Origin of the sequence: Pseudomonas sp. 22515 (genome assembly GCF_052044625.1) — a bacterium.
Classification (GTDB): Bacteria; Pseudomonadota; Gammaproteobacteria; order Pseudomonadales; family Pseudomonadaceae; genus Aquipseudomonas; species Aquipseudomonas alloputida.
Genome location: NZ_JBQENN010000023.1, coordinates 72,366 through 97,123 on the forward strand (window position 1 = coordinate 72,366; position 24,758 = coordinate 97,123).

Sequence of the window (24,758 nt, forward strand, 5' to 3'; positions counted from 1 at the left end):
TGCTTCAACCACGCTCACCGAGCAGCCACTGCAGTTGTACTTCATGCTGGCCACGGTCATCAGTCACGAATACCGTACCTTCACTGATCATCACGTCCCACTTGATGCTACGCGGCATGTCGGTCGCCAGGGTTTCCAGCACCTCTTGCGGCACAGCGGCAATGCTCAGGTTTTTCAGGTTCTTGACCGCGCTCACCACTTTACCCTCCCACACTCGCAGGCTGCCGTAAGCCAGCAAGCTGGTGCGTTCGGTACGACGCGAGCACCAGGTCAGACGATCGGCATCGGGCTGGCCAACTTCAATCCAGTGCAGCACGCGATCGTCCAGGCTCTTTTCCCACAGCGCTGGCTCATCGACATCCGACAGGCCGCGGCCAAACGACAAGTTCTCGTTGTACCAGAGCGCGTACGCCAACAAACGAACTGCCATGCGCTCTTCGGTTTCCGAAGGGTGCCGAGCGATAGTCTGTTTGACGCTTTCGTAGACGTTGCGATCAAGGTCGGTGAGATTCAATTCGAACTTGTAGGTGGTGGACGGCTGGGCCATGGTCGACGGGCTTCGTGCAAAAGAAAGTGGCACAGTCTACCCCATCCGCACCTTCCATGCCCCGCAGCAGTACCCGGCGTAACCGACGTGTGATAAAACCACGGCTCTGCCCAACTGCCACGGACACCCCATGTCGACGCCCAGCAAACCCCTCGCCGGCCTTAAAGTTGTCGAACTCGGTACCCTGATCGCCGGGCCGTTCGCCTCGCGTATCTGTGCCGAATTCGGCGCCGAAGTGGTCAAGGTCGAATCGCCCGATGGCGGCGACCCGCTGCGCAAGTGGCGCAAGCTGTACGAGGGCACCTCGCTGTGGTGGTTCGTGCAGGCCCGCAACAAGCAGTCGCTCACCCTCAACCTCAAGCACCCCGAGGGCCGCGATATCCTCAAACGCCTGCTCGCCGAGGCCGACATCCTGATCGAAAACTTTCGCCCGGGCGTGCTGGAAAAACTTGGTTTGGGGTGGGATGTGCTGCATGCGCTGAACCCGCGCCTGGTGATGGTGCGCCTGTCGGGCTTTGGCCAGACCGGGCCGATGAAAGACCAGCCAGGCTTCGGTGCCGTAGGCGAGTCGATGGGCGGCCTGCGCTACATCACCGGTTTCGATGACCGCCCGCCAGTGCGCACCGGGATTTCCATCGGGGACTCGATTGCCGCCCTGTGGGGGGTGATCGGCGCGCTGATGGCGCTGCGCCACCGGGAAGTCAATGGCGGCCAGGGGCAGGTGGTGGACGTGGCACTGTACGAGGCGATCTTTGCCATGATGGAGAGCATGGTCCCGGAATTCGATGTGTTCGGCTTCATCCGCGAACGCACCGGCAACATCATGCCAGGCATCACGCCCTCCTCCATCCACACAAGCGCCGACGGCAAGCATGTACAGATCGGCGCCAACGGTGATGCGATCTTCAAGCGCTTTATGCAGGCCATCGGTCGCGATGACCTCGCCAACGACCCGACCCTGGCCAGCAACGACGGCCGCGACCTGCGTCGTGACGAGCTGTACGGGGTAATCGACCGCTGGGCCAACAGCCTGCCACTGGAGCAACTGATGCAGGTGCTGACCACTGCCGAAGTGCCGGCCAGCCGTATCTATTCGGCCGAAGACATGTTCAACGACCCCCAGTACCTGGCACGCGAGATGTTCCTGCAGGCCAAGCTGCCGGATGGCAAGCCATTCCACATGCCCGGCATCGTGCCCAAGCTGTCGGAAACACCCGGCTCTAGCGAATGGGTCGGCCCGGCCTTGGGCGAGCATACCGAGGCGCTGCTCGGCAGCCTGGGCTACGACGCAGCGGCCATCGCCAGCCTGCGCGCAGCGGGCACGGTCTGATCCTGGCGCTGACCGGTTCCATGTGCGCGCCCCGCTGCCTACGCCACCTGGTCCTGCTCTGCGGGCTGCTACCTGCGTTGCTGTTGCAGCCCGCACATGCCAAGGAGCACCTCTTCTGGCTGGTACGCGACCTGCCACCGTTCACCATTTTTGATGGCCCGGAAGAAGGCCGGGGGGTCATCGACCAGTTGTTACCGCTGCTGATAAGGCAGATGCCCGAGTACGAACACAGCATCGTGCGGGTCAACCGCGCCCGCAGCCTCCAAATGCTGCAAGACCGTGACACCTTCACCTGCGACCCAACCCTGCTGTGGACACCGGAACGGGCCAAATATGTGCATTTTTCTGTTCCATCGCTGGGCGTGCTCAGCGGCGGCCTGGTGTTGCGCAAGGAAAACCAGGCGCTGGTGGCACCCTACCTCAACGGCCAGCAGGTAGACCTGCATGGCCTGCTGAGCAAGGCGCCGCTAAAGCTGGGGATTGTCGCGGAACGCAGCTATGGCACGCAGATTGACAGCATCTTGCGCCAGTTACCCGACAGCGCGCTCAGCCGCCACTACGGCAACGAGGCCACCGCCAACCTGCTGCAGATGCAGCAGTTGGGGCGCCTGCGCCTGGTGCTCGGCTACTGGCCTGAAGTGCGCTACCTGATCCAACAACAAGGCGGGTCACTGGCTGACTACCAGTTTCATACTGTGCAGGGCGTGGATCGCTACCAGTTTCTGCATGTGGGCTGTTCAGACAGCGAATTGGGGCGTGCGGCAGTTGCCCACATCGACCAGTTGCTGCCCACCCTGCGCCGGGATGTGTTGCCAGGGTTGTATGCCCGCTGGCTGGACCTGGCATTGCGGGAGGACTATCTGGAGGAAAGCCGGCGTTTCTTTGAGGACAAATAAGCCTAGCCGGTCTGCACGGTCGTTGCAGGAGCAGCCGAGGGATACGTGCCTGCCCAGAAAAAGAAACCCCAGGCGCTGGGGAAGACGCCCGGGGCCAAGCGAAAGCCCTTGAGGACTTCCCGTGACAGCCTTGCCGGCGCCGGAGCAAAGCACTGGCTGGCTGCCCTACACTGTCTGATAGGCCACTCAGGCAAAGGTTCCCTGCGGTTGTTGGCGATGCTGCAATGCCGCGATCACACAAGGCTGCAACCGCCCCTCAGCTATCTGCAGGTCTCGGTGCAAGCCGTCCACAAGGTCGATCAGCAGGCGTTGCTCCTGCAATTGGCGCTCGCTGACCGTGCGCCGCAAGGTAATACCTGAGAGAGGGTCGTGAACGGTCAGTTGACGATTACCACTGGGATCGGCGATGCCGAGGTGGGTTTGATAGGGCGTCAGGGCTTCGTTGAGCAGGCTGCAGATTCTTTCCATCCGGATCACTCGCTGCGTGGTGGGACCTAAAGTAACTGACCAGCAGGCGCCGCAGAAAGTTCGTCAAGCGCGCCCGCTTCAGTGAGCATGCGGGGCTGGCATGACAGTTTGAATACGCGACCCTGGGCGCACCTGCAGTGTTTGCAAGGCGTGCTGCAGGCGTGGCATCGACAGCGGCCAGGGCAACTCGTCGAGCACCCACATGCCACATTTTCTGGCCTCCTGGGCAAGGTTTTGACGCGTTGGGGCAGGCCGGCCGACGAACAGCAATGCGCGCACTCGTCGCTGCTGGGCGAGCAAAGCAAGGCCGGCCCGGGCTGGCATGGCGTGGTCAAGGATCAGCAAGTCAGGGCGACGCTCAGCGCAGAGGCAGGCGTCGAGGTCAGCGACGCTTTCGCTGATGCGCACGTTGAAGACGCCTTGGCCATTGAGGGCCTGGTGCAAGAGGATCTGGTGGGATGGGCGAGCCTGGTGAATCAACACATAGGGCTGGTGCATGAGCCGCTCCTGATGGGAGGACCGGCTAATTTATGCTTGGCGCTCGGCAGGCCGAATAGGATGTTTCTGATAGACCGGAGGGAAAAGGCTGAGACGTTGGGGCTGCGCTGCAGCCCCAAACGCCATGCAATTACAGCGGCTTGCCGCGGTTGCCATGCTGGCTGACAAAGCCCTGTACAGCCTTCAGGTCATTGGCCAGGACCGTGCAACGCTCTTCACGGCTGAACAGGTCGCTGAGGTGCGCGGGTAGCTCCAGCGCCTTGCCCACACCGGCCTTCTCCACCGCGTCCGGGAACTTGACCGGGTGCGCGGTACCCAGCACCACCATTGGCGTGTCCAGGCTGCGGCGGCACTCGCGGGCAGCCTTCACGCCGATTGCGGTATGCGGGTCGAGCACTTCACCGGTGGCGGCGAACACTTCTGCGATGGTCTCGCAGGTTTGCTCGTCGCTGACAGCCAGCGAGTCGAACAGTTTGCGGGCTTCGGTCCAGCGGTCTTGCTCGACGCTGAAGCCGCCACCTTGCTTGAAGTTGGCCATCAGCTCGGCAATCGCACCACCGTTGCGGCCATGCAGGTCGAACAGCAGGCGCTCGAAGTTGGACGAGACCATGATGTCCATCGACGGCGACAGGGTCGCGTGCAGGGTTTCCTTGACGTACTGGTTGCCGCTCATGAAGCGGTGCAGGATGTCGTTGCGGTTGGTGGCGACGATCAATTGGCTGACCGGCAGGCCCATGTTGCGCGCCAGGTAGCCGGCGAAGATGTCGCCGAAGTTGCCGGTCGGTACCGAGAACGCCACCGAGCGCGCCGGGCCACCCAGCTGCAGGGCTGCATGGAAGTAGTAGACGATCTGGGCCATGATCCGCGCCCAGTTGATCGAGTTGACGGCGACCAGGCGGGTGCCCTTGAGGAACGACTGGTCGGCGAAACTGGCCTTGACCATTTCCTGGCAGTCGTCGAAGTTGCCTTCGATGGCGATGTTGTGGATGTTGTCGCCAAAGATGGTAGTCATCTGGCGGCGCTGCACTTCCGATACACGCTGGTGCGGGTGCAGGATGAAGATGTCGACGTTGTCGCAACGGCGGCAGCCTTCGATTGCAGCGGAACCGGTATCACCGCTGGTGGCACCGATGATGACCACGCGCTCGTTGCGCTTGGCCAGCACATGGTCAAGCAGGCGACCGAGCAACTGCAGGGCAAAGTCCTTGAACGCCAGGGTCGGGCCGTGGAACAGCTCCAGCACCCACTCGTTGCTGTTCAGCTGACGCAACGGGGCGACCGCAGCGTGGGCGAACTCGCCGTAGGTTTCTTCGAGGATCTTCTTGAAATCGGCGTCGGCGATGCTGCCCTCGACGAACGGACGCATCACGCGGAAGGCCAGCTCGTGGTAGGGCAAGCCGGCCCACGAGGCGATTTCTTCCTGAGTGAAGCGTGGCAGGTTTTCCGGCACGTAGAGGCCGCCGTCGCTGGCCAGGCCAGCCAGCAGCACGTCTTCGAAATTCAGGGCCGGTGCCTGGCCGCGGGTACTGATATAGCGCATGGGTGCAAACCTTCGATGCTGGGGCCGGGGCCGCGCGGGCGGCCCATCGGCAATATTTGTTAGTTGAGCTGCTCGACGCGAATGCGCACAACCTTGCCGACCACGTCCTGCAGGGCTTCCAGGGCGACGATGGCGTCATTGATACGCTGCTCGACCACGCCATGGGTCACCAGGATCATTGGCACCAGGCCATCCTGTTCCTCGGCTTCCTTCTGCATGATCGACTCGATGTTGATACCGCGCTCCGAGAGGATGCTGGCGACCTGGGCCAGTACGCCCGGGTGATCCTTGGCCTGGATACGCAGGTAGTAGGCGCTTTCGCAGGCTTCGATCGGCAGGATCGGGTGGGCCGACAGCGAGTCTGGCTGGAAGGCCAGGTGCGGCACACGGTTTTCCGGGTCGGAGGTCATGGCACGGACCACGTCGACCAGGTCGCCGACCACTGACGAAGCGGTAGGCTCCATACCCGCGCCGGCACCGTAGTACAGGGTGGAGCCGGCAGCATCACCGTTGACCATGACAGCGTTCATCACGCCGTTGACGTTGGCGATCAGACGGTCGGCCGGGATCAGCGTCGGGTGCACGCGCAGCTCGATACCTTCGGCGGTGCGACGCGCCACGCCCAGGTGCTTGATGCGGTAGCCCAACGCCTCGGCGTAGTTCACGTCTGCCGTTGTCAGCTGGGTGATACCTTCGGTGTAGGCCTTGTCGAACTGCAGCGGGATACCGAACGCGATGGACGCCAGGATCGTCAGCTTGTGCGCAGCGTCAATGCCTTCTACGTCAAAGGTCGGGTCGGCTTCGGCGTAGCCCAGCGCTTGAGCTTCGGCCAGCACGTCCGGGAAGGCACGGCCCTTCTCACGCATTTCGGTGAGGATGAAGTTGCCAGTGCCGTTGATGATGCCAGCCAGCCAGTTGATGCGGTTGGCCGACAGGCCTTCGCGGATGGCCTTGATCACCGGGATGCCACCGGCTACGGCCGCCTCGAAAGCGACAATCACGCCCTTCTCGCGAGCTTTGGCGAAGATTTCGTTGCCGTGCACGGCAATCAGCGCCTTGTTGGCAGTGACCACGTGCTTGCCGTTTTCGATGGCCTTCAGCACCAGGTCGCGGGCGATGGTATAGCCACCGATCAGCTCGATGACAATGTCGATCTCCGGGTTGCTTGCAACTTCGAACACGTCAGCGGTAATGGGGGTACCGGTAATCTGGCAGTTCGGGTTCTGCGAGCGCATGGCGATCTGTGCCACTTCAATACCGCGCCCGGCACGGCGGGCAATCTCCTCGGCGTTGCGCTGAAGTACATTGAAGGTTCCGCCACCGACGGTCCCCAACCCACAGATGCCTACTTTGACCGGTTTCACTGTGAACTCCCCATTGAACGGCCGACACGTTTGCCGACCGTGAAACTTGCCGTCACCCCATGACGACGGCGTACTGAACTGGATTACTTGGCAAGTGCCAGCTTGGCGACCTGCGGTGCCGGCTGGTAGCCCGGAATGACTTGGCCGCTTTCAAGAACAATGGCCGGCGTGCCGTTGACACCGATCGACTGACCCAGCTGGAACTGCTTGCTGACCGGGTTGGTGCACTTGGCGGCCTTGATTTCTTCACCTTCGACCATTTTGTCCATCGCCCCACGGCGGTCGCTGGAGCACCACACCGCCTGCAACTGCTGGTCACCCGCCGAACCGAGGCCCTGACGCGGGAAGGCGACATAGCGCACTTCGATACCGCGACGGTTCAACTCAGGCACTTCGGCGTGCAGTTTGTGGCAGTACGGGCAGGTAGTGTCGGTGAACACGGTGATGTGCGACTTGGTCTCGCCTTTGGCAGGATAAACCACCATCTCGGCGGCTGGAATGCCGTTGATGAGCTTGGCGATACCTTGGCGTTCGGTTTTTTCGGTGAGGTTGACCGGCTTGCCGTCCTGGATCTGGAACAGGTAGCCCTGCATCACGAATTGGCCGTCAGCGCTGGCGTACAGCACGCGGCCGCCCTGCAGCTTGACTTCATACAGGCCGTTGAGCGGGCTGCTGGCCACGCTTTCCACGGGCACTTCCAACTCGAGGTTCTGCAACGATTTACGGATGGCCTGCTCGGCACCGGCGTTGCTATCGGTTGCCGCGGCAACGGCAAAGGTACTGGCCAGCGCCAACGCGGCGGCGGCGAAAAACTGGGTCACGCGCATGGGAACTCCTGAAGGCGGACAGGGGCCGGAGGGCGCCACCTGCGGAAAAAACGCGGTGACCGTGCGGCCCTTGGTGCAAACCGCTCAAGCCTACCACATCACGCTGCCAGTGAAGGGGGTCGCAAGGACCGGTCGGCGGAACATGAAAAACATTCATCCACGCGGGTGGTGCTGGGCGTGCAACTGCTGCAGGCGGGCCTTGGCGACGTGGGTATAGATCTGCGTGGTCGACAGGTCACTGTGGCCCAGCAGCATCTGCACCACCCGCAAGTCGGCACCGTGGTTGAGCAGGTGGGTGGCGAAGGCATGCCGCAGGGTGTGCGGCGACAGCGGCTTGTCGATGCCGGCAACCCGTGCGTGGTGTTTGATACGGTGCCAGAAGGTCTGGCGCGTCATCTGCTCGCCGCGCTGACTGGGGAACAGCACGTCGCTGGGTCGGCCATTGAGCAGTTCGGCGCGACCATCGCGCTGGTAGCGCTCCAACCACACCACCGCCTCTTCACCCATGGGCACCAGGCGCTCCTTGCTGCCCTTGCCCATCACCCGCAGCACACCCTGGCGCAGGTTGACCTGGTCGAGGGTCAGGCTGACCAGTTCGGTAACCCGAAGGCCGCACGCGTAGAGCACTTCGAGCATGGCACGGTCGCGTTGGCCAATGGCTTCGCCCAGGTCCGGAGCCTGCAACAGGGCTTCGACGTCGGCTTCGGACAGCGACTTGGGTAGCGGCTTGCCCAATTGCGGCATGTCGACCTGCAGGGTCGGGTCGATGGCCACCAGCTTTTCCCGCAGCAGGTAACGGAAAAAGCCGCGCAGGCCGGAGAGGAAACGCGCCGTGGAACGTGGCTTGTAGCCCTGATCCAGGCGCCAGGCCAGGTGATCGAGGATCAGGTCGCGGCCGGCGTCTGGCAGCGATACCGAATGCTCCTGCAGCCAGCCATTGAACAGGGCCAGGTCGCTGCGGTAGGACACGCGGGTGTTGTCGGACAGGCCTTTTTCCAGCCATAGGGCGTCAAGGAACTGGTCGATCAGGGGGTGGTCGAGGGCGGGCATGAAATCTCGGTGGCAAACGACGAAATGGCGCTTAGTCTTTCATAACAACGTCGGCATAGGGAGCCCGCATGAGCGAACAGCAGATCCTTCTGAGTGTGGGCGGCATCGGCGCAGCAGCGCTCGCCTGCCAGTGGCTGGCCTGGCGCCTGAAGCTGCCGGCGATTCTGTTTCTGTTGTTGGCCGGGATCCTTGCCGGCCCGGCGCTGGGATGGCTCGACCCCGAGGCGCTGTTCGGTCCATTGCTGATGCCGCTGGTGTCGCTGGCGGTGGCGCTGATCCTGTTCGAAGGCAGCCTGACCCTGCACCTGTCGCAGTGGCGCGAGATCGGCAGCGTGGTGCATCGCCTGGTCACGGTGGGTGCACTGGTCACCTGGCTGGTGATTGCACTGGCAACCCACTGGCTGCTCGGGTTCGACTGGCCGCTGGCGATTCTTTTCGGCACCCTGACGCTGGTGACCGGCCCCACGGTGATCGTGCCGATGCTGCGCGTGGTGCGGCCAAAGTCTGCGATCGCGAACATCCTGCGCTGGGAAGGGATCATGATCGACCCCATCGGCGCACTGCTCGCCGTGGTGGTATACAGCTTCATCATCGCCAGCGCCGAGGGTAACGGCCTGAGCCAGAGCCTTATCACTTTTGCCGGTGTGATCTTCTGCGGTACCGCCCTGGGCGCGGCAGGGGGCTGGGTACTGGGGCAAATCATGCGCGAACAGTGGCTACCAGAATATCTGCACAATCTCGCGTCTTTGGCGGCGGTACTGGGCATTTTCATCGCCGCCAACCAGATCGTGCACGAGTCCGGGCTGCTGGCGGTGACCGTGATGGGCATGTGGCTGGCCAACATGCGCGGGGTTGATGTGCGGCAAATCCTGCACTTCAAGGAAAACCTCAGTGTGCTGCTGATCTCCGGCCTGTTCATCCTGCTGGCTGCACGCCTTGACCTGCATGCCCTGCTGGGCCTTGGCCCTGCTGTGCTGGCATTGTTGCTGGTGATCCAGCTGCTGGCACGTCCGCTCAATGTTTGGCTGGCCACACTGGGCTCGACACTCAACTGGCGGGAGCGCGCGCTGCTGGCCTGGATTGCGCCACGCGGCATCGTTGCTGCGGCCGTTTCCGCTATTTTTGCCATCCGTCTGCACCAGGCCGGCCACCAGGATGCCTTGCTGCTGGTACCGTTGACCTTCGCGGTAATCATTGGCACGGTGGTACTGCAAAGCGCCACGGCCAGGCCGCTGGCACGCTTGCTCAAGGTCGCCGAACCGGCACCCAGCGGGTTTCTCATCGTCGGTGCCAACGAACCGGCCCGGGCTATCGCCAAAGCCCTTCAACAATTGGGCTGCCGGGTTTTGCTGACGGACTCCAGTTGGGAAAACATCCGCGCCGCACGCATGGACGGGCTCACGACCTACTTTGGCAACCCGGCCTCGCAGCATGCCGACGCCCATCTGGACCTGGTCGGCCTCGGGCACTTGCTGGGCCTCTCTCCCGCCGGCGAAATCAATGCCCTGGCCTGCGCCAGGTTCCGTCATGATTTCGGCCACAGCCGGCTGTTCGTGCTAGCCAGTGGCCTGGAGAAACAACGTAGCGACAAGCATCGGGCGGCCGAAGAACACCGTGGGCATCTATTGGGGGCTAAGCCGATGACCTACCTGCAACTGGCCAACCGTCTGCATCAAGGCGCCGAGCTGTATAGCACCAACCTGACCGAAGGCTTTGGCTGGGATGCCTACCAGGCACTGCATGGCGAACGGGCAAACTTGCTGTTCGCGCGCGATGGCCATGGCTGGGTCCATGTAGCCAGCCCTGATAACCCGTTGCAGCCACAACCGGGCTGGACCTTGGTGGCATTGATCGAGCCAGCAGCGCAACCGTAATGCTCAGGTGCCTGGTAGCACGGGCACCGGGCGCTTGTCCTCGTCAATGGCGACGAAGCTGAACACCCCATGGATTGCCCGATCACGGCCATCCAGGTACATGTTCTCGACAAACACATCCACCTGCACCTGCAAGCTGGTATTGCCGACCTTGATCACCGTACCCACCAGCTCGACGATCGAGCCCGCCGGAATCGGGTGCTTGAAATCGATACGGTCGGTAGACACGGTCACCAGCGGCAGGCGGCAGAAACGCGTGGCAGCGATGAACGACACTTCGTCCATCCAGGCCAGGGCGGTGCCGCCGAACAGGGTGTTGTGGTGGTTGGTGGTATTGGGGAACACCGCCTTGGTCACGCGGGTAACCGACAGTTCGGTGCGGCGCTGGATTTCCTGGTCTCGGGTCGTCATGGCAATCACATTCTTGGGGTTTCAAAACGCAAAAAAGCAGCCCGAAGGCTGCTTTTTTCTCGCTAGGCGGCCTCGGCCACCGGGCAAACTGCACTCAGGACAGTTTTTCCTTGATGCGAGCGGCTTTGCCGGACAGGTCGCGCAGGTAGTACAGCTTGGCTTTACGCACGTCACCACGACGTTTCACGGCCAGGCTGTCGATTTGCGGGCTGTAGGTCTGGAAGGTACGCTCTACGCCAACGCCGCTGGAGATCTTGCGCACGGTGAAGGCGCTGTTCAGACCGCGGTTACGCTTGGCGATAACGACGCCTTCGAACGCCTGCAGACGGGAACGCTCACCTTCCTTCACTTTAACCTGAACGACAACGGTGTCGCCTGGTGCGAAGGTCGGGATTTCCTTGCTCATCTGCTCGGCTTCGAGCTGCTGGATGATCTTGTTGGTCATGCTGTGCTCCTAAGATGGATACGCGATCCACCATCGATACGTTTAACTATCGTCCCGCTCGCGGAGATATTCCTCGAGCAGCTTCTTCTCTTCTCCAGAAAGCGAGCGACTTTCCAGAAGATCGGCGCGTCGTTCGAAGGTCCTACCAAGGGACTGCTTCATCCTCCAACGCCGGATATGTGCATGGTTGCCACTTAGCAACACGTCGGGAACACGCTGATCCGCATACACCTCAGGCCGGGTGTAGTGCGGGCAATCGAGCAGACCGTCGGTGAAGGAATCTTCTTCCGCCGAGTCCACATGCCCTAAAGCTCCGGGCAGCAGTCGCGTAACCGCATCGATCAGTACCATGGCCGGCAGCTCGCCACCGGAAAGCACATAGTCGCCAATCGACCACTCCTCATCGACATGAGCCTCGATAAAGCGCTCGTCGATGCCTTCATAACGACCGGCGATCAGGATCAACGATTCCTGTTCGGCCAGGCCTTTGACCGCCTGCTGAGTCAGCTTGCGGCCTTGTGGCGAAAGGTAGATCACCTTCGCCGCTGCTCCGGTCGCCTGCCTGGCGCTAACCAAGGCGTCTTCCAGAGGCTTGATTTTCATCACCATGCCCGGACCACCGCCAAACGGCCGATCATCTACCGTGTGGTGACGATCTGTGGTGTAGTCCCGCGGGTTCCAGCAAGTCACCTGAAGCAACCCTTGTTTCACCGCGCGGCTGGTAATGCCGTACTCCGTGATGGCCGAGAACATCTCGGGGAACAACGTGATGACGTCTACGCGAAGGTTACCCATCGTTTAGAAGTCCGCGTCCCATTCGACCCGCATCACGCCTGCTTCGAGGTCGATTGCCAGCACACATTGCTCCGTATAGGGCAACAGACGCTCGCGATCATCCAGGCTGCCTGCGCAGGGCTTGACCACCATTACATCGTTCGCACCGGTCTCCAACATGTGATCGACCTTGCCGAACAGTTGTTCGTCCTGGTTGATAACCTTCAGACCTACCAACTGGTACCAGTAGTACTCGTCGGCAGCCAGGTTGGGCAAAAGGCTCCGCGGGATGCAGATTTCGTAACCGCTCAGAAGACGGGCTTCATCGCGATCGTCGAGACCTTTCAGCTTCACGACCAGGCCCTTTTGGGAGCCACGACCGCTGACCAGCTCGACCTGCTTTACCTTGCCTTCGTGCCGAAGCGTCCAGCGTGGATAATCCAACAGGTTTTCAATCGGATCGGTAAAGGAATACACCTTCACCTCGCCGCGAACGCCGTGAACCGAAAAAATCTTGCCAACGACGATGAGGTCGTCAGCCTTTTCTGGCGTCGCGTTCATACTATTCAGGCAGCGGCCTTGGCAGCTTCCTTCAGCAGCTGAGCAACACGCTCAGACGGCTGTGCACCCTGGCTCAGCCAGTAGGTGACGCGCTCTTGGTTGACCGACAGCTTAACTTCGGCGCCAGCAGCGATTGGGTTGAAGAAACCTACGCGCTCAACGAAACGGCCGTCACGGGCGTTACGCGAGTTGGTCACGGTCAGGTGGTAGAATGGGCGCTTTTTCGAGCCGCCACGGGCCAGACGAATGGTTACCATGTGAACATCGTTCCTATAGTCGGTGCTGCAGTTGATACAGCAGCTGTACTGCAAATCTGAATGCCAAATAGGCACACGGGTGCCCAAAAGGCCGCATATTCTCGGGGAATACACGGACATTTGCAAATGACTTTTTCGGCAAGGCCTCGCCCTGCCGTCCAGATTTGCCGGTTGCGCCGCGAAATTCGCGGCTGTTGCCCCGCTACAGCGGGGGTTCTGGGCGCTTGCCCGACAAAAGGCAGGCACCCGAATCAGGGGTTACAGCTTTGGCATGCCGCCACCTGGCAGCATCCCACCGAGGCCGCGCATCATCTTGGCCATGCCGCCTTTGGCAGAAAACTTCTTCATCATCTTCTGCATCTGCTTGTGCTGCTTGATCAGCCGACCGATGTCCTGCACCTGGGTACCGGAACCCAACGCAATACGGCGCTTGCGCGAACCGCTGATCAGGTCAGGGTCGCGGCGCTCGGCCGGGGTCATGGAGTTGATGATCGCTTCCATCTGCTTGAACTGCTTTTCGGCCGCGCCCTGGGCGTTGCCCATTTGTGACAGGTTGACCCCGCCGATGCTTGGCAGCTTGTCCATCAGGCCGCCGAGGCCGCCCATGTTCTTCATTTGCTGCAGCTGGTCACGGAAGTCTTCGAGGTCGAAGCCCTTGCCTTTCTTCAGCTTCTTGGCCAGCTTGTCGGCCTTGGCCTTGTCGATGGTCTGCTCAGCCTGCTCGATCAGACTGAGCACGTCGCCCATGCCGAGGATGCGCGAAGCGACGCGGTCGGGGTGGAACGGCTCGAGGGCCTCGGTCTTCTCACCCATACCGATGAACTTGATCGGTTTGCCGGTGATTGCACGTACCGACAGCGCAGCACCGCCGCGGGCGTCACCGTCGACCTTGGTCAGCACCACACCGGTCAGCGGCAGCGCCTCGCCAAAGGCCTTGGCGGTGTTGGCAGCGTCCTGGCCGGTCATGGCGTCGACCACGAACAGCGTCTCGATCGGTTTGACGGCAGCGTGCAGCGCCTTGATCTCGTCCATCATGTCGGCGTCGATGTGCAGACGGCCCGCGGTGTCGACGATGACCACGTCGATGAACTTCAGCTTGGCTTCACGGATGGCGGCTTCGGCGATGGCCACCGGCTTCTGGCTGATATCGGACGGGAAGAAGGTGACGCCGATATCGTTGGCCAGTGTTTCCAACTGCTTGATCGCCGCCGGACGATAGACGTCGGCAGACACCACCATCACGCTCTTTTTCTTGCGCTCTTTAAGAAAGCGCGCCAGCTTGCCGGCGGTGGTGGTCTTACCGGCGCCCTGCAGGCCCGCCATCAGCACGACAGCAGGCGGGGCGGCGTTCAGTGCGAGGTCTTCGTTGGCCGCGCCCATCAGGCTTTCCAGCTCGGCCTGGACGATCTTCACGAAGGCCTGGCCCGGGGTCAGGCTGCGCGACACCTCGGTACCGACCGCACGATCCTTGACGCTGTTGACGAAATCCTTGACGACCGGCAGGGCAACGTCGGCCTCGAGCAGCGCCATGCGCACTTCGCGCAGCGTGTCCTTGATGTTGTCTTCGGTCAGCTTGGCCTTGCCGGTGACATGGCGCAGCGTCTGTGACAGGCGGTCGGTCAGGTTTTCGAACATGGTGATCCTTTCAGGCCCAGTAAAGCCGAGGTTTGTCAGGTGCCAGGGGGGAAATACACACCCGCCGGGCACAGCAAGGCGGCGATTATAGCGAAGTGCAGCGGCGACGCACACCTTGGTAGATATTCGGTGGCTGTGCTGGCCTCTTCGCGGGCGCGCCCGCTCCCGCAGGATCTTCACGGCTTGCAGGCCTGGGCCGTACCGGTGGGAGCGGGCGTGCCCGCGAATGCCCTGACACAACCCTTCAGTCTTCCTAGAGCGGCAGAATCTATGCCAAACTCCGTCTCTTTAAAGGCTCGCCAACCAGGACTTATGGTCTCCTCTCCCAGCCTCATTCCCAACCTGATCGCCGCCGGCCTATATATAGCAGCGGCCATCTACCAGGGCTCTCACCTGGCCCAGGGCCGCAAGGCCGACAAGCGCCTGCTTGGCCTGCTGGGTGCCTTCGCGGTGCTGGCCCAGGCCGGCGCACTGTTCTTCCAGCTGATCACCCCGCTGGGGCTGAGCCTGGACTTCTTCAGCGCCGCCAGCCTAATCGCCGTGGCAGTCATTACCCTGACATTGCTGGCCTGCCTGCGCATACCGGTAGAAAACCTGCTGGTGCTGCTGTTCCCGCTGGGCGCGGTAACGGCACTGCTGGCGCAGTTCGCGCCCCCCGGTACGGTGCCGCTGATCAATGAAGAACCGGGCATCCTTGCGCATATCCTGTTGTCGATCCTGGCCTACGGGCTGTTCACCATCGCGGTGTTCCAGTCGCTGCTGTTGCTGCTGCAGGACCGCCAGCTGAAGAACAAGCACCCGTCCGGGCTGATCCGCAACTTCCCGCCACTGCAAACCATGGAAAGCCTACTGTTCGGCTTCCTCTGGGCCGGTTGGTGCCTGTTGTCGCTGTCGCTGATCTCCGGCTGGCTGTTCCTCGACAACCTGTTTGCCCAGCACCTGGCGCACAAGACCTTGCTGGCCTGTGTCGCCTGGGTGGTGTTCAGCGTGCTGCTGTGGGGACGCACCCGCCTGGGTTGGCGGGGCCACATGGCCATCCGCTGGACGCTGGCCGGTTTCTGCCTGCTGATGCTGGCCTATTTCGGCAGCAAGCTGGTTCGCGAATTCATCTTGCATATCTGACGGCCGCCCATGGACACCCTGCCGTACGCACCGCTATTCGGCACTCTGGCACTGGCCCTTTTGTGGTCAGCACTGTTCACCGCCGTGGATGCAGCCCGCCTACAGCTCAATGGCGCACTGCGCGCCGGCGAAGACGGCCATCCCGTGCTGCCGGCCCAGGCCTTGGTGCTGTGCGCCAGCCTGGGCAAGCTACTGGTGCTGGGGCTGGCCTGCCTGATGGGCCAGCGCCAGAGCGGCGAGCACGGCTTCTGGCTGGCAGGCCTGGCGGCGACCCTCGCCTTACTGGTGTTTGCCGAATACCTGCCGCGGCGCCTGGCCCGGCGTAACCCGCAGGCGTTTGTGAGCCTTGGCGCCAGCCTGCTGAAAGTGCCTCTCGCACTGCTGCAGCCACTGGCCTGCCTGCTGGACGGCGCCGCCAAGCTCATGCTGCGCCCGTTCCGCGCACAGCCCACCGCTGTGGCCCTGCACACGCAGGATGCCGACGACTTCGATGAGGATGAACCGCACGAAGCGCCTCGCCATGGCCTGCTCGACGGCTTGCAGTCGCTGGACAAGATCACCGTCAACGACATCCTGGTGCCGCGCAACGAAGTGGATGGCATCAACCTCGACGAGCCGATCGAACGCATCATCGAGCAGTTGATCGTCAGCCGCCACACCCGCCTGCCGGTCTACCACAACGACATCAACCAGGTCGAAGCGATCCTCAACACCAAGCTGATCAGCCACCTGCTGCCCAAGGCCGAGCTGACCCTGGAAGCGCTGCACAGCGCCTGCTACGAACCCTATTTCGTACCGGAAAGCACGCCCCTGCAAATGCAGTTGTTGAACTTCCACAAGCAGCAACGCCGCTTGGGCGTGGTGGTGGACGAGTACGGCGAAGTACTGGGTATCGTCACCCTGGAAGACATTCTCGAAGAGATCGTCGGCGAGTTCGAGGACGAGCAAAGCCTGGAAAACCCACATGTGCATCCGCAACCCGATGGCACCTTCGTCATCGATGGCACCGCTTCGTTACGCGAAATCAACCGCACCCTGAGCTGGCACCTGCCCTGCGACGGCGGGCCGAAAACCCTCAACGGGCTGGTCACCGAAGCGCTGGAAAGCATCCCGGAAAGCGCTGTTTGCCTGAAGATAGGCCGCTATCGCCTGGAAATCCTCGAAACAGAGGACAATTGCGCCAGCAAGGTACTGGTGTGGACCGTGACCCGATAGCTATACTCGGGTCACGCTTACCCAGCCCTGCCGTCACGCCTGCTACCCGCACCCGGCGCTCCACGGCCAGTCCGCTCCACTGATACGCCCTGCGGTCCTGCGTCAACACCCCCGAACAGTACCCGCCCCCCGCCCCTACCCCCCTTGGGCCATCGTCAGTCGGGCGCACACAACAAAACGCTCCGGCGTCCGCGTCACCGTGCCTTTTACAGGGCACGCCACTGCGGGCCAAGCCCATGGAGCCGGACCAGACTGTCAGGGACCTATTCAATGACAAGCAGCAGCACTTACGCCCAAGCGCCTGCCACACCCGTCAACTCGCCTGCGCGGGTCGCCACTGCCAGCTTCATCGGCACCGCCATCGAGTTCTATGATTTCTACGTCTACGCCACCGCCGCAGCCTTAGTGATCGGCCCGGTGTTCTTCCCGTCCGGGTCGGGCACCGCGCAAATGCTGGCCGCCTTCCTCACCTTCGGTATCGCCTTCCTCGCCCGGCCACTGGGCTCGGCGTTGTTCGGCCACTTCGGCGACCGCATTGGCCGCAAGTCGACGCTGGTCGCCTCGCTGCTGCTGATGGGCGTATCCACCACCGCCATTGGCGTGCTGCCGGGCTACGACAGCATTGGCGTGTGGGCGCCGATCATTCTCTGCCTGCTGCGTTTTGGCCAAGGCCTGGGCCTGGGCGGCGAATGGGGTGGCGCGGCCCTGCTGGCTACCGAAAACGCGCCGGAAGGCAAACGGGCCTGGTTCGGCATGTTCCCGCAGCTGGGGCCGTCAATCGGCTTCCTGGCGGCCAACGGCCTGTTCCTGACCCTGGCCCTGGTGCTCAGCGACGAGCAGTTCCGTGAGTGGGGCTGGCGCATTCCGTTCCTGCTCAGCGCCGCACTGGTACTGGTAGGCCTGTACGTGCGCCTGAAGCTCGAAGAGAGCCCGGTGTTCGCCAAGGCCGTTGCCCGCCACGAGCGGGTGAAAATGCCGGTGGTCGACCTGTTCTCGAAATACTGGCTGCCAACCCTGCTGGGCGCTGCGGCCATGGTGGTGTGCTATGCACTGTTCTACATTTCCACGGTGTTCTCGCTGAGCTACGGCGTGACCACACTGGGCTACAGCCGCGAAACGTTCCTTGGCCTGCTGTGCTTCGCGGTGGTGTTCATGGCACTGGCCACACCGTTGTCGGCCTGGCTCAGTGACCGTTACGGGCGTAAGCCGGTACTGATCGTCGGCGGCCTGCTGGCGATAGCTTCGGGCTTTACCATGGAGCCACTGCTGACCTCGGGATCGACTGCGGGGGTGGCGCTGTTCCTGGCCATCGAGCTGTTCCTGATGGGCGTGACCTTTGCGCCGATGGGGGCACTGCTGCCAGAGCTGTTCCCGACCCACGTGCGTTATACCGGTGCCTCGGCGGCGTATAACCTGGGCGGCATCGTTGGCGCCTCGGCGGCACCGTTCTTTGCCCAGAAGCTGGTGAGCATGGGAGGGTTGAGCTGGGTGGGCGGTTATGTGTCGGCGGCGGCAGTGATCAGCCTGATTGCCGTGCTGTGCCTGAAAGAGACGCGCAATACCACGCTGTAAGCCACTGGGGCCGCTTTGCGGCCCTATCGCGACACAAGGCCGCTCCCACAGGAATAACGCAGCTTCCAGGCTTACNCGACAGGGCTGCAAAGCAGCCCCAGCACTCTCGGATCAGAACTCGACCTTGACCGCCTGCGAAGCACGGGTCGCCTTGGCCCGCGCCAGTTCGACCGATTCGTCACGCGCCAGGCACACGCCCATGCGGCGGGTACCGTTGATTTCCGGCTTGCCGAACAGGCGAATGGCGGTATCCGGCTCGCTCAGCGCTGCGCCCAGGTTGGCGAAGCTGGTCTGTTGGGACTGGCCTTCGGGCAAGATCACTGCCGAGGCCGACGGGCCGAACTGACGCACCACCGGAATCGGCAGGCCGAGAATGGCGCGGGCATGCAGGGCGAATTGCGACAGGTCCTGGGAAATCAGGGTGACCAGACCGGTGTCATGCGGGCGCGGCGACACTTCGCTGAACCACACCTGGTCGCCCTTCACGAACAGCTCCACACCAAACAGGCCGCGACCGCCGAGGGCATCGGTGACCGCCTTGGCCACGCGCTGCGATTCGGCCAGCGCCTTCGGGCTCATGGCCTGTGGCTGCCAGGACTCTTGGTAATCGCCCTTCTCCTGACGGTGCCCGACAGGTTCAAGGAAGGTGGTACCGCCCACGTGGCGCACGGTCAGCAGGGTGATTTCATATTCGAAGTCGATGAAACCTTCGACAATCACCCGGCCCTTGCCAGCGCGGCCGCCTTCCTGGGCATAGTCCCACGACGCCTGCAGGTCAGCATCGCTGCGCAGCAAGCTCTGGCCCTTGCCCGACGAGCTCATCACCGGTTTGACCACGCACGGGTAACCCAGGTCGGCTACGGCCTTGGCGTAGTCTTCATAGGTGTCAGCGAAGTGGTACGGCGAGGTTGGCAGGTCCAGCTCTTCGGCAGCCAGGCGGCGGATGCCTTCGCGATTCATGGTCAACTGGGTGGCGCGGGCAGTGGGCACCACGGTGAAGCCTTCGTTTTCCAGCTCGACCAGGGTGGCGGTGGCGATGGCTTCGATTTCCGGAACGATGTAGTGCGGCTTCTCGGCTTCGATCACCGCGCGCAGGGCAACGCCATCGAGCATGTTGACCACATGGCTGCGGTGCGCCACCTGCATTGCCGGAGCATTGGCGTAACGGTCGACGGCGATTACTTCGACGCCCAGGCGCTGCAGCTCGATTACCACTTCCTTGCCCAGCTCGCCACAGCCGCAGAGCAGTACACGGGTCGCGGTGGGCGACAATGGGGTTCCGATACGGGTCATTTCAGGTCCTCGAAGGCATCCGGGGCCGCGCCAGGCTAGGCGCCACCCGCTGAAAAAGGACCGCTATTCTACACCATCAACCGGCCACGGCGGCCCGCCGGGCGCGAAATGCCATGGCCAGCCACACCGCGGTTACACCGGCGAACTTCGAGGCCATCGCGGTGCCGATGACTGCCGGGGTCAAAGCGCCGATCATGCCGAAGAAAATGAAGGTATCCACCGGGATGCTCAGCGCCGAACTGAGCCACAGGCGGTCGCGCAGCGGCCGACGGGTGATGCTGAACACCAGCCAGTCGATCAGCTCGGAAATGAAGAACGCAGTGGCGCTGGCCAGGGCGATGGCCGGCTCCGAGGTGACATAGGACAACACCAGCGCCGCCAGCATGGCCACCAGCGCGCCGTGACCGAAGCGGGTTTGCACCATGTCGCGCAGGATGAACACCAGGCCGCCCCAGGCGGACCAGATGATGTCCAGATGCGGGGCACTGGAGAAGGCGTAGTTGATCAGCACTACGCTGCTGATATAGGCAATCAGATAGAACATGGCGGGCTGTCTGTGGGCAAGCCGTACAGATTACCGCTGGGCCGTTCGCGGGTAAACCCGCTCCTACAGGGTTCGCGTCAGGCCTGCAAGATGAGGCCGGCTTCTACTGCCCGTTCATGGCAACGCTTGAGCACCGCCCGGCGCTGGTCGTTGTCCATCCGCCCCCAGCGGCCAATCTCGGCCACGGTACGCTGGCAGCCGGTGCAGATATCCTGCTCGTCCAGCGCGCAAATGCTCACGCACGGCGATGCCACCGGCCGCTCTGCTACATCACTCATCATCAACCACCAACGCTTGCGCATAACGCTGGGCATTATGCACGTAATGTGCGGCACTCGCTTCCAGCATGCGTTTCTGCTGCTCGGTCAGCTCGCGTACCACCTTGCCCGGCGAGCCCATCACCAGCGAACCGTCCGGGATTTCCTTGCCCTCGGCAATCAGTGCGTTGGCGCCGATGATGCAGTGCTTGCCGATGCGTGCGCCATTGAGGATCACTGCGTTGATACCGACCAGGCTGAAGTCGCCCACCGTGCAGCCATGCAACATGGCATTGTGGCCCACGGTCACGCCCTTGCCCAACGTCAGTGGCGAGCCCATGTCAGTGTGCATCACCGTGCCATCCTGCACGTTGCTGCCTTCGCCAATGTCGATCAGCTCGTTATCACCGCGCAACACCGCGCCAAACCACACACTGGCATTGGCTTGCAGGCGCACGTTGCCAATGAGCGTGGCGTTGGGTGCGGCCCAACTGGTGGGGTGGCTCTCGACCCGCAGGTCGCCCAGGCGATATTTCATGCTTGTTCCTCAGGCTGCGACGCAGACGGCGGGGTAGGCCCCGCTCAATTTTCGATGTAACGCTCCGGGGGTTGATGCAGGCTGATACCGGCATCGAACAGCAGGTTGACCAGCTCGACGATCATGATCGCCGACAACCCCCAGATCTTGTATTCACCATAGCGGTAACTTGGCACATACCAGCTACGCCCCTGGTAATCGATACGGTGGGTATGGTCACGCGGGTCCTGGCGGAAGAATTCCAGCGGCACGGTGAATACTGCCGCGATCTCGGCATCATTGGCGCGATACTCGACGAAGTCCGGGATAAGCCCGACGAATGGCGTCACTTTCAGGCCATGTAGCGAAATCAGCGGGCTGAGCGGGCCAATCACCTCCACCAGGCCAGGGGGCAGGCCGATTTCTTCTTCAGCCTCGCGCAGGGCAGTAAAGACCAGGTCCGGGTCTTCCGGGTCGCGGCGGCCACCGGGAAAGGCGACTTCACCACCGTGGGTAGACAGGCCCTTGGCGCGCAGGGTCAAAACCAGTTCGGGCGCTTCGCTGCGGGTAATGGGCAAGAGGACCGCCGCTTCGGGGAACCGCCTGTCGGTTTCCAATGACGCGGGTTGGTGGTTGCTCATTCGGCGAAGTAGCTCGTCCAGCATTGCGCACGCTCGTATCCAGGTCCTGTGTTGCATCATGCACCAAAGCCGCGAAGCACCCAAGCCCCAGCGCTTGCGGCGGCACGGTGGCCGCGCCAAGATAGCCTTGAACATAAGGAACCACACATGAAATTCTGCAGCGCGTGCGGCCAACCGGTCACTCAGCAGATCCCCGAGGGCGACAGCCGCCTGCGGTATGTCTGCGGCTCTTGCCAGACCATCCACTACCAGAACCCCAACATCGTGGCCGGCGTATTGCCGACCTGGGGCAGCCAGGTGTTGCTGTGTCGCCGCGCCATCGAACCGCGCCGGGGTTTCTGGACCCTGCCCGCCGGTTTCATGGAAAACGGCGAAACCCTCGACCAGGCCGCGCGTCGCGAAACCGTCGAGGAAGCCTGCGCCCGGGTCGGGCCGACGTCCCTGTACCAGCTATTCGATCTGCCGCACATCAACCAGGTGCATGTGTTCTTCCGCGCCGAGTTGGCGGACCTGGACTTTGCCGTGGGTGCCGAAAGCCTGGAGGTGCGCCTGTTCGAAGAACATGAGATACCGTGGAACGCGCTGGCTTTCCGCACCGTCACTCGCACACTAGAATGCTACTATCGCGACCGCATCGGCCAGCACTACCCCATAGGCCATGAATACCTGCCGCCGATGAACGTTTCGCCACACACCTAAACGCCTTCAGGGATACTGTTACATGCGCTGGTTGCTTGCCCTCTTCTGCCTTTGCGTTACCTCGGTGTCCCAGGCGGCCTTCACCGAAACCATCATCCGCAAGCCCGCGCCGGCAGCGCAAACCCCATCGCCTTCGCAGCAAGCCATGCAACCGTTGATCGACAAGGTACTGGTGATCAAGTCCGAGCGCCGCCTGCAGTTGATCAGCCGTGGCGAGCCGCTGAAAACCTACCGCATCTCGCTGGGTAAGCAGCCCAAGGGCGCCAAGGAACGCGAAGGCGACAAGAAAACCCCCGAGGGCTTGTACTGGCTGGACTGGCGCAAGCAGAGCGACCGCTTCAACCTGGCCATGCACATCAACTACCCGAACATCAGCGATGCCGCCCGCGCGACCCGGGCAGGGGTGAGTGCCGGCAGCATGATCATGATTCACGGCACGCCGATCAATGATGAATACCCGGAGTGGTACTTCCATACCTTGGACTGGACGGATGGTTGCATTGCCATGCGCAACCGCGACATGCAGGAAGTGTGGGACCTGGTTCGGGATGGAACGCTGATCGAGATCCGCCCTTGATATAGAGCCTTCCGGCAAAAGTTGTAGGAACCTTCCCACCACTTAGCGCGAATTTGCCTGACAGGTGCTTAGGCAGGGTACTGCATCCATACGAGTGGCTTAATTTCTAGCATCCACGCAGACGAGTACGAAAACCGTACATCATTTGCGGGGTGCTTCAATGCCGTGCCTGATTCACCGCATCGCCCATTGGCTGTCGGCCGGTTGCCTTTCCGGCTTACTGTCCGCTCCCCAGGTACTGGCCGACGACCCTGCCAGCCAGCAGCTGCGTGATCAACAGTATGGGCTGCGGCAGCTGGAGCAACAGCAGCGGCTGGAACGCTGGCAGCGTATACCCGTCCCGGCTGAACCGACCAACAGCACTTCCCTCCGCCCGCACGACGATCACTGCTGGGCAGTCGATGGCGTGCGCGTGGCGGGCATGCACCGGCTTTCGAGCTCGGCACTGGCGCCCACCCTCCGTGCGCTCACGCCTGCCTGCATGGGCATCGCCGACATCAATCGGCTGCTCAAAGCCATCACCCAACGTTATGTACAAGCCGGCTACCCAACCAGCCGACCCTACCTGCGACAGCCCCCAGAACAAGGCATGCCGTTGGACATCGTCATTGTCGAAGGCTTTGTCGAAACCATCGAACTGGCAGGTCCCGACCTGCCCCTGTCCCTCTCCAGTGCCTTCCCAGGCCTGCTCGGGCAGCCACTGTACCTGCCCGACCTTGAGCAAGGCCTGGACCAGCTCAACCGCCTTCGCGCCTATGAACTGGGCGCCACCTTGCTGCCCGGCGAACTGCAAGGCGGCACCCGCGTGGTCGTGCAGCCGGGCAAGGTTGCTTCACGCTGGCACCTGGACAGCCGCTTCGACAACCGGGGCAGCGAGCTGACGGGCCGCCACCGCGTCAACCTCGGCATTGGCCTGGACAGCCCGCTTGGCCTCAATGATGAGCTGCGCCTGTCGTGGACCCGCACGGTGCTCGATACGCCCGGCCAAAGCCAAGGGATATCGTTGTACTACAGCATCCCCTACGGCGCCTGGACCTTTGCCCTCAGCGCCAGCCAGCTAAGCTATCAAGCCCCACTCCCCTACAGCGACAAGGCTGCCGACGGCAGCAGCAGCTATCAGGGCCTGAGTGTCGAGCGGGTGTTGTGGCGCAACCAGCAAGGCATGCTCAGCGCCAGCGCCCGGCTGGACCGCAAGCAGCTGATCAACCGCAGCGCTGGCGCAGTTATCGTCCAGCAGAGCCCGACGCTGGCCACGGTAGAGGCCGGCCTCAACCTGCTGTGGCTCGAAAGTGGCCTGTGGAACGGTTACTTCGGCGTTGCCCAAGGCATTGACGCATTGGGTGCCGACCGCTCGCCCCTGGGTGCTCAACGCCTGCGCCCGGACTTTCGCAAATACCGCGCCAACCTGCTGCACCTGCGTCAGGGCCCGGCACCCAACCCTTGGCGCTGGCAGAGCGAGCTGGCCCTGCAGTACAGCCGCGACCTGTTGCCTGCCGTCGAACAACTGCTGGTCAGCGACGATTCGGCTGTCCGCGGCTTCCGTCTGCACACTTACTCCGGTGCCAGCAGCGCCGTCTGGCGCAATACGTTCAGCCAAGCGCTGCCACTGACCTGGGCCCACCCCTTCGAGATACGCCCCTACATCGGCCTGGACCAGGGCTGGGTTCGCACCGCCGAAGGCAAACCGTCACAGCGCCTGGCCGGGGCCGCCGCAGGGTTGGAGCTGAGCCTGCCCGGCAGCCGCCTGCGCCTGGACTACCAACGCGCCTTGTACACCAGTGACCTGCCCCGCCCACTGCTGGAGCCCGGCTTCTGGGTGCTGGACTGGACCCTGAACATCTGAT

The 24,758-nt window shown here is 62.5% G+C and carries 27 protein-coding genes; 9 read left to right on the forward strand and 18 right to left on the reverse strand.

The window, feature by feature from the left end; genetic code table 11:
• Positions 1-4: 4 nt before the first annotated feature.
• The gene (locus tag ACTJJN_RS20330) at positions 5-547 is read right to left on the reverse strand and encodes a YaeQ family protein (protein WP_003252169.1); all 543 of its coding nucleotides are present in this window, start codon (positions 545-547) and stop codon (positions 5-7) included.
• Between the two features lie 130 nt (positions 548-677).
• Here ACTJJN_RS20330 and ACTJJN_RS20335 point away from each other — a divergent pair, with 130 nt between their 5' ends.
• Both ACTJJN_RS20335 and ACTJJN_RS20340 read left to right on the forward strand, forming a co-directional pair.
• Positions 678-1,877, forward strand: a complete 1,200-nt coding sequence (locus ACTJJN_RS20335) for a CaiB/BaiF CoA transferase family protein (RefSeq protein ID WP_010952569.1) — start codon at positions 678-680, stop codon at positions 1,875-1,877.
• Positions 1,878-1,897: 20 nt separating this feature from the next.
• Positions 1,898-2,773 (forward strand): TIGR02285 family protein, encoded by an 876-nt coding sequence (locus tag ACTJJN_RS20340; RefSeq protein ID WP_088513353.1) that lies wholly within the window; start codon positions 1,898-1,900, stop codon positions 2,771-2,773.
• 186 nt (positions 2,774-2,959) lie between these two features.
• Here the strand turns inward: ACTJJN_RS20340 and ACTJJN_RS20345 are convergent, their stop codons facing one another.
• The 6 genes from ACTJJN_RS20345 to xerD form a co-directional block, all read right to left on the reverse strand.
• The gene (locus ACTJJN_RS20345; RefSeq protein ID WP_003252163.1) at positions 2,960-3,241 is read right to left on the reverse strand and encodes a DUF3509 domain-containing protein; all 282 of its coding nucleotides are present in this window, start codon (positions 3,239-3,241) and stop codon (positions 2,960-2,962) included.
• Positions 3,242-3,319: 78 nt separating this feature from the next.
• Positions 3,320-3,739, reverse strand: a complete 420-nt coding sequence (locus ACTJJN_RS20350) for a response regulator (protein WP_088513352.1) — start codon at positions 3,737-3,739, stop codon at positions 3,320-3,322.
• Positions 3,740-3,869: 130 nt separating this feature from the next.
• A complete protein-coding gene (gene thrC, locus ACTJJN_RS20355) occupies positions 3,870-5,279 on the reverse strand; it encodes a threonine synthase (RefSeq protein WP_003252159.1) in 1,410 nt (469 codons plus the stop codon).
• Between the two features lie 59 nt (positions 5,280-5,338).
• Positions 5,339-6,643: a homoserine dehydrogenase gene (locus ACTJJN_RS20360; RefSeq protein WP_003252157.1), complete on the reverse strand. Its 1,305-nt coding sequence runs from the start codon at positions 6,641-6,643 to the stop codon at positions 5,339-5,341.
• 83 nt (positions 6,644-6,726) lie between these two features.
• On the reverse strand, positions 6,727-7,470 hold the full coding sequence (locus tag ACTJJN_RS20365) for a thioredoxin fold domain-containing protein (protein ID WP_003252155.1): 744 nt from the start codon (positions 7,468-7,470) through the stop codon (positions 6,727-6,729).
• 153 nt (positions 7,471-7,623) lie between these two features.
• Entirely contained in the window at positions 7,624-8,520 is an 897-nt protein-coding gene (xerD, locus tag ACTJJN_RS20370; protein WP_003252154.1) for a site-specific tyrosine recombinase XerD, read from the reverse strand.
• Positions 8,521-8,588: 68 nt separating this feature from the next.
• Between xerD and ACTJJN_RS20375 the strand changes: the two genes are divergently transcribed.
• The gene (locus tag ACTJJN_RS20375) at positions 8,589-10,394 is read left to right on the forward strand and encodes a cation:proton antiporter (protein WP_004575448.1); all 1,806 of its coding nucleotides are present in this window, start codon (positions 8,589-8,591) and stop codon (positions 10,392-10,394) included.
• 3 nt (positions 10,395-10,397) lie between these two features.
• On the opposite strand, the gene ACTJJN_RS20380 is transcribed toward ACTJJN_RS20375, so the two are convergent.
• The 6 genes from ACTJJN_RS20380 to ffh form a co-directional block, all read right to left on the reverse strand.
• Positions 10,398-10,805 (reverse strand): acyl-CoA thioesterase, encoded by a 408-nt coding sequence (locus tag ACTJJN_RS20380; RefSeq protein ID WP_003252150.1) that lies wholly within the window; start codon positions 10,803-10,805, stop codon positions 10,398-10,400.
• A gap of 94 nt (positions 10,806-10,899) precedes the next feature.
• Entirely contained in the window at positions 10,900-11,250 is a 351-nt protein-coding gene (rplS, locus tag ACTJJN_RS20385) for a 50S ribosomal protein L19 (RefSeq protein WP_003252148.1), read from the reverse strand.
• Between the two features lie 42 nt (positions 11,251-11,292).
• Positions 11,293-12,045 carry a tRNA (guanosine(37)-N1)-methyltransferase TrmD gene (trmD, locus tag ACTJJN_RS20390; protein ID WP_003252146.1) on the reverse strand — a complete coding sequence of 251 codons (753 nt, stop codon included), beginning with the start codon at positions 12,043-12,045 and terminating at the stop codon, positions 11,293-11,295.
• A gap of 3 nt (positions 12,046-12,048) precedes the next feature.
• Positions 12,049-12,585, reverse strand: coding sequence for a ribosome maturation factor RimM (gene rimM, locus ACTJJN_RS20395; protein ID WP_012053586.1), 537 nt, complete (start codon positions 12,583-12,585; stop codon positions 12,049-12,051).
• Positions 12,586-12,590: 5 nt separating this feature from the next.
• Entirely contained in the window at positions 12,591-12,842 is a 252-nt protein-coding gene (rpsP, locus tag ACTJJN_RS20400; RefSeq protein WP_003252142.1) for a 30S ribosomal protein S16, read from the reverse strand.
• A 258-nt stretch (positions 12,843-13,100) separates the two neighbouring features.
• Positions 13,101-14,477, reverse strand: a complete 1,377-nt coding sequence (gene ffh, locus ACTJJN_RS20405) for a signal recognition particle protein (protein ID WP_003252139.1) — start codon at positions 14,475-14,477, stop codon at positions 13,101-13,103.
• A 312-nt stretch (positions 14,478-14,789) separates the two neighbouring features.
• On the opposite strand from ffh, the gene ACTJJN_RS20410 reads away from it, so the two are divergent.
• From ACTJJN_RS20410 to ACTJJN_RS20420, 3 genes are all read left to right on the forward strand, one after another.
• Positions 14,790-15,599, forward strand: a complete 810-nt coding sequence (locus ACTJJN_RS20410; protein WP_003252138.1) for a cytochrome C assembly family protein — start codon at positions 14,790-14,792, stop codon at positions 15,597-15,599.
• 9 nt (positions 15,600-15,608) lie between these two features.
• The gene (locus ACTJJN_RS20415) at positions 15,609-16,814 is read left to right on the forward strand and encodes a transporter associated domain-containing protein (RefSeq protein WP_014754322.1); all 1,206 of its coding nucleotides are present in this window, start codon (positions 15,609-15,611) and stop codon (positions 16,812-16,814) included.
• Between the two features lie 270 nt (positions 16,815-17,084).
• Entirely contained in the window at positions 17,085-18,386 is a 1,302-nt protein-coding gene (locus tag ACTJJN_RS20420; protein ID WP_014754323.1) for an MFS transporter, read from the forward strand.
• Positions 18,387-18,497: 111 nt separating this feature from the next.
• Here ACTJJN_RS20420 and purT read toward each other — a convergent pair whose 3' ends face one another.
• The 5 genes from purT to ACTJJN_RS20445 all read right to left on the reverse strand — a co-directional run bounded on the left by purT (position 18,498) and on the right by ACTJJN_RS20445 (position 21,662).
• The gene (purT, locus tag ACTJJN_RS20425; protein WP_012053590.1) at positions 18,498-19,679 is read right to left on the reverse strand and encodes a formate-dependent phosphoribosylglycinamide formyltransferase; all 1,182 of its coding nucleotides are present in this window, start codon (positions 19,677-19,679) and stop codon (positions 18,498-18,500) included.
• A 76-nt stretch (positions 19,680-19,755) separates the two neighbouring features.
• Positions 19,756-20,223, reverse strand: coding sequence for a VUT family protein (locus ACTJJN_RS20430; RefSeq protein ID WP_003252131.1), 468 nt, complete (start codon positions 20,221-20,223; stop codon positions 19,756-19,758).
• A 77-nt stretch (positions 20,224-20,300) separates the two neighbouring features.
• On the reverse strand, positions 20,301-20,504 hold the full coding sequence (locus ACTJJN_RS20435) for a DUF1289 domain-containing protein (RefSeq protein WP_121784017.1): 204 nt from the start codon (positions 20,502-20,504) through the stop codon (positions 20,301-20,303).
• Positions 20,494-21,018 carry a gamma carbonic anhydrase family protein gene (locus ACTJJN_RS20440; RefSeq protein WP_003252127.1) on the reverse strand — a complete coding sequence of 175 codons (525 nt, stop codon included), beginning with the start codon at positions 21,016-21,018 and terminating at the stop codon, positions 20,494-20,496. The genes ACTJJN_RS20435 and ACTJJN_RS20440 overlap by 11 nt, the downstream gene beginning before the upstream one ends.
• A gap of 44 nt (positions 21,019-21,062) precedes the next feature.
• Positions 21,063-21,662 carry a CoA pyrophosphatase gene (locus ACTJJN_RS20445; protein WP_003252125.1) on the reverse strand — a complete coding sequence of 200 codons (600 nt, stop codon included), beginning with the start codon at positions 21,660-21,662 and terminating at the stop codon, positions 21,063-21,065.
• A gap of 123 nt (positions 21,663-21,785) precedes the next feature.
• On the opposite strand from ACTJJN_RS20445, the gene ACTJJN_RS20450 reads away from it, so the two are divergent.
• The 3 genes from ACTJJN_RS20450 (at position 21,786) to ACTJJN_RS20460 (ending at position 24,757) form a co-directional block, all read left to right on the forward strand.
• A complete protein-coding gene (locus ACTJJN_RS20450; RefSeq protein ID WP_003252122.1) occupies positions 21,786-22,337 on the forward strand; it encodes an NUDIX hydrolase in 552 nt (183 codons plus the stop codon).
• A gap of 22 nt (positions 22,338-22,359) precedes the next feature.
• On the forward strand, positions 22,360-22,914 hold the full coding sequence (locus tag ACTJJN_RS20455; RefSeq protein WP_003252119.1) for a L,D-transpeptidase family protein: 555 nt from the start codon (positions 22,360-22,362) through the stop codon (positions 22,912-22,914).
• A gap of 160 nt (positions 22,915-23,074) precedes the next feature.
• A complete protein-coding gene (locus ACTJJN_RS20460; protein WP_440781561.1) occupies positions 23,075-24,757 on the forward strand; it encodes a ShlB/FhaC/HecB family hemolysin secretion/activation protein in 1,683 nt (560 codons plus the stop codon).
• The last annotated feature ends 1 nt before the right edge of the window (position 24,758 follow it).

Bases quoted from the DNA above. Each gene is read 5' to 3' on its own strand.
- ACTJJN_RS20330 (WP_003252169.1), bottom strand. From the start codon at position 547: ATGGCCCAGCCGTCCACCACCTACAAGTTCGAATTGAATCTCACCGAC.
- ACTJJN_RS20335 (WP_010952569.1), top strand. From the start codon at position 678: ATGTCGACGCCCAGCAAACCCCTCGCCGGCCTTAAAGTTGTCGAACTC.
- ACTJJN_RS20340 (WP_088513353.1), top strand. From the start codon at position 1,898: ATGTGCGCGCCCCGCTGCCTACGCCACCTGGTCCTGCTCTGCGGGCTG.
- ACTJJN_RS20345 (WP_003252163.1), bottom strand. From the start codon at position 3,241: ATGGAAAGAATCTGCAGCCTGCTCAACGAAGCCCTGACGCCCTATCAA.
- ACTJJN_RS20350 (WP_088513352.1), bottom strand. From the start codon at position 3,739: ATGCACCAGCCCTATGTGTTGATTCACCAGGCTCGCCCATCCCACCAG.
- thrC (WP_003252159.1), bottom strand. From the start codon at position 5,279: ATGCGCTATATCAGTACCCGCGGCCAGGCACCGGCCCTGAATTTCGAA.
- ACTJJN_RS20365 (WP_003252155.1), bottom strand. From the start codon at position 7,470: ATGCGCGTGACCCAGTTTTTCGCCGCCGCCGCGTTGGCGCTGGCCAGT.
- xerD (WP_003252154.1), bottom strand. From the start codon at position 8,520: ATGCCCGCCCTCGACCACCCCCTGATCGACCAGTTCCTTGACGCCCTA.
- ACTJJN_RS20375 (WP_004575448.1), top strand. From the start codon at position 8,589: ATGAGCGAACAGCAGATCCTTCTGAGTGTGGGCGGCATCGGCGCAGCA.
- ACTJJN_RS20380 (WP_003252150.1), bottom strand. From the start codon at position 10,805: ATGACGACCCGAGACCAGGAAATCCAGCGCCGCACCGAACTGTCGGTT.
- rplS (WP_003252148.1), bottom strand. From the start codon at position 11,250: ATGACCAACAAGATCATCCAGCAGCTCGAAGCCGAGCAGATGAGCAAG.
- trmD (WP_003252146.1), bottom strand. From the start codon at position 12,045: ATGGGTAACCTTCGCGTAGACGTCATCACGTTGTTCCCCGAGATGTTC.
- rimM (WP_012053586.1), bottom strand. From the start codon at position 12,585: ATGAACGCGACGCCAGAAAAGGCTGACGACCTCATCGTCGTTGGCAAG.
- rpsP (WP_003252142.1), bottom strand. From the start codon at position 12,842: ATGGTAACCATTCGTCTGGCCCGTGGCGGCTCGAAAAAGCGCCCATTC.
- ffh (WP_003252139.1), bottom strand. From the start codon at position 14,477: ATGTTCGAAAACCTGACCGACCGCCTGTCACAGACGCTGCGCCATGTC.
- ACTJJN_RS20410 (WP_003252138.1), top strand. From the start codon at position 14,790: ATGGTCTCCTCTCCCAGCCTCATTCCCAACCTGATCGCCGCCGGCCTA.
- ACTJJN_RS20415 (WP_014754322.1), top strand. From the start codon at position 15,609: ATGGACACCCTGCCGTACGCACCGCTATTCGGCACTCTGGCACTGGCC.
- ACTJJN_RS20420 (WP_014754323.1), top strand. From the start codon at position 17,085: ATGACAAGCAGCAGCACTTACGCCCAAGCGCCTGCCACACCCGTCAAC.
- purT (WP_012053590.1), bottom strand. From the start codon at position 19,679: ATGACCCGTATCGGAACCCCATTGTCGCCCACCGCGACCCGTGTACTG.
- ACTJJN_RS20430 (WP_003252131.1), bottom strand. From the start codon at position 20,223: ATGTTCTATCTGATTGCCTATATCAGCAGCGTAGTGCTGATCAACTAC.
- ACTJJN_RS20435 (WP_121784017.1), bottom strand. From the start codon at position 20,504: ATGATGAGTGATGTAGCAGAGCGGCCGGTGGCATCGCCGTGCGTGAGC.
- ACTJJN_RS20440 (WP_003252127.1), bottom strand. From the start codon at position 21,018: ATGAAATATCGCCTGGGCGACCTGCGGGTCGAGAGCCACCCCACCAGT.
- ACTJJN_RS20445 (WP_003252125.1), bottom strand. From the start codon at position 21,662: ATGCTGGACGAGCTACTTCGCCGAATGAGCAACCACCAACCCGCGTCA.
- ACTJJN_RS20450 (WP_003252122.1), top strand. From the start codon at position 21,786: ATGAAATTCTGCAGCGCGTGCGGCCAACCGGTCACTCAGCAGATCCCC.
- ACTJJN_RS20455 (WP_003252119.1), top strand. From the start codon at position 22,360: ATGCGCTGGTTGCTTGCCCTCTTCTGCCTTTGCGTTACCTCGGTGTCC.
- ACTJJN_RS20460 (WP_440781561.1), top strand. From the start codon at position 23,075: ATGCCGTGCCTGATTCACCGCATCGCCCATTGGCTGTCGGCCGGTTGC.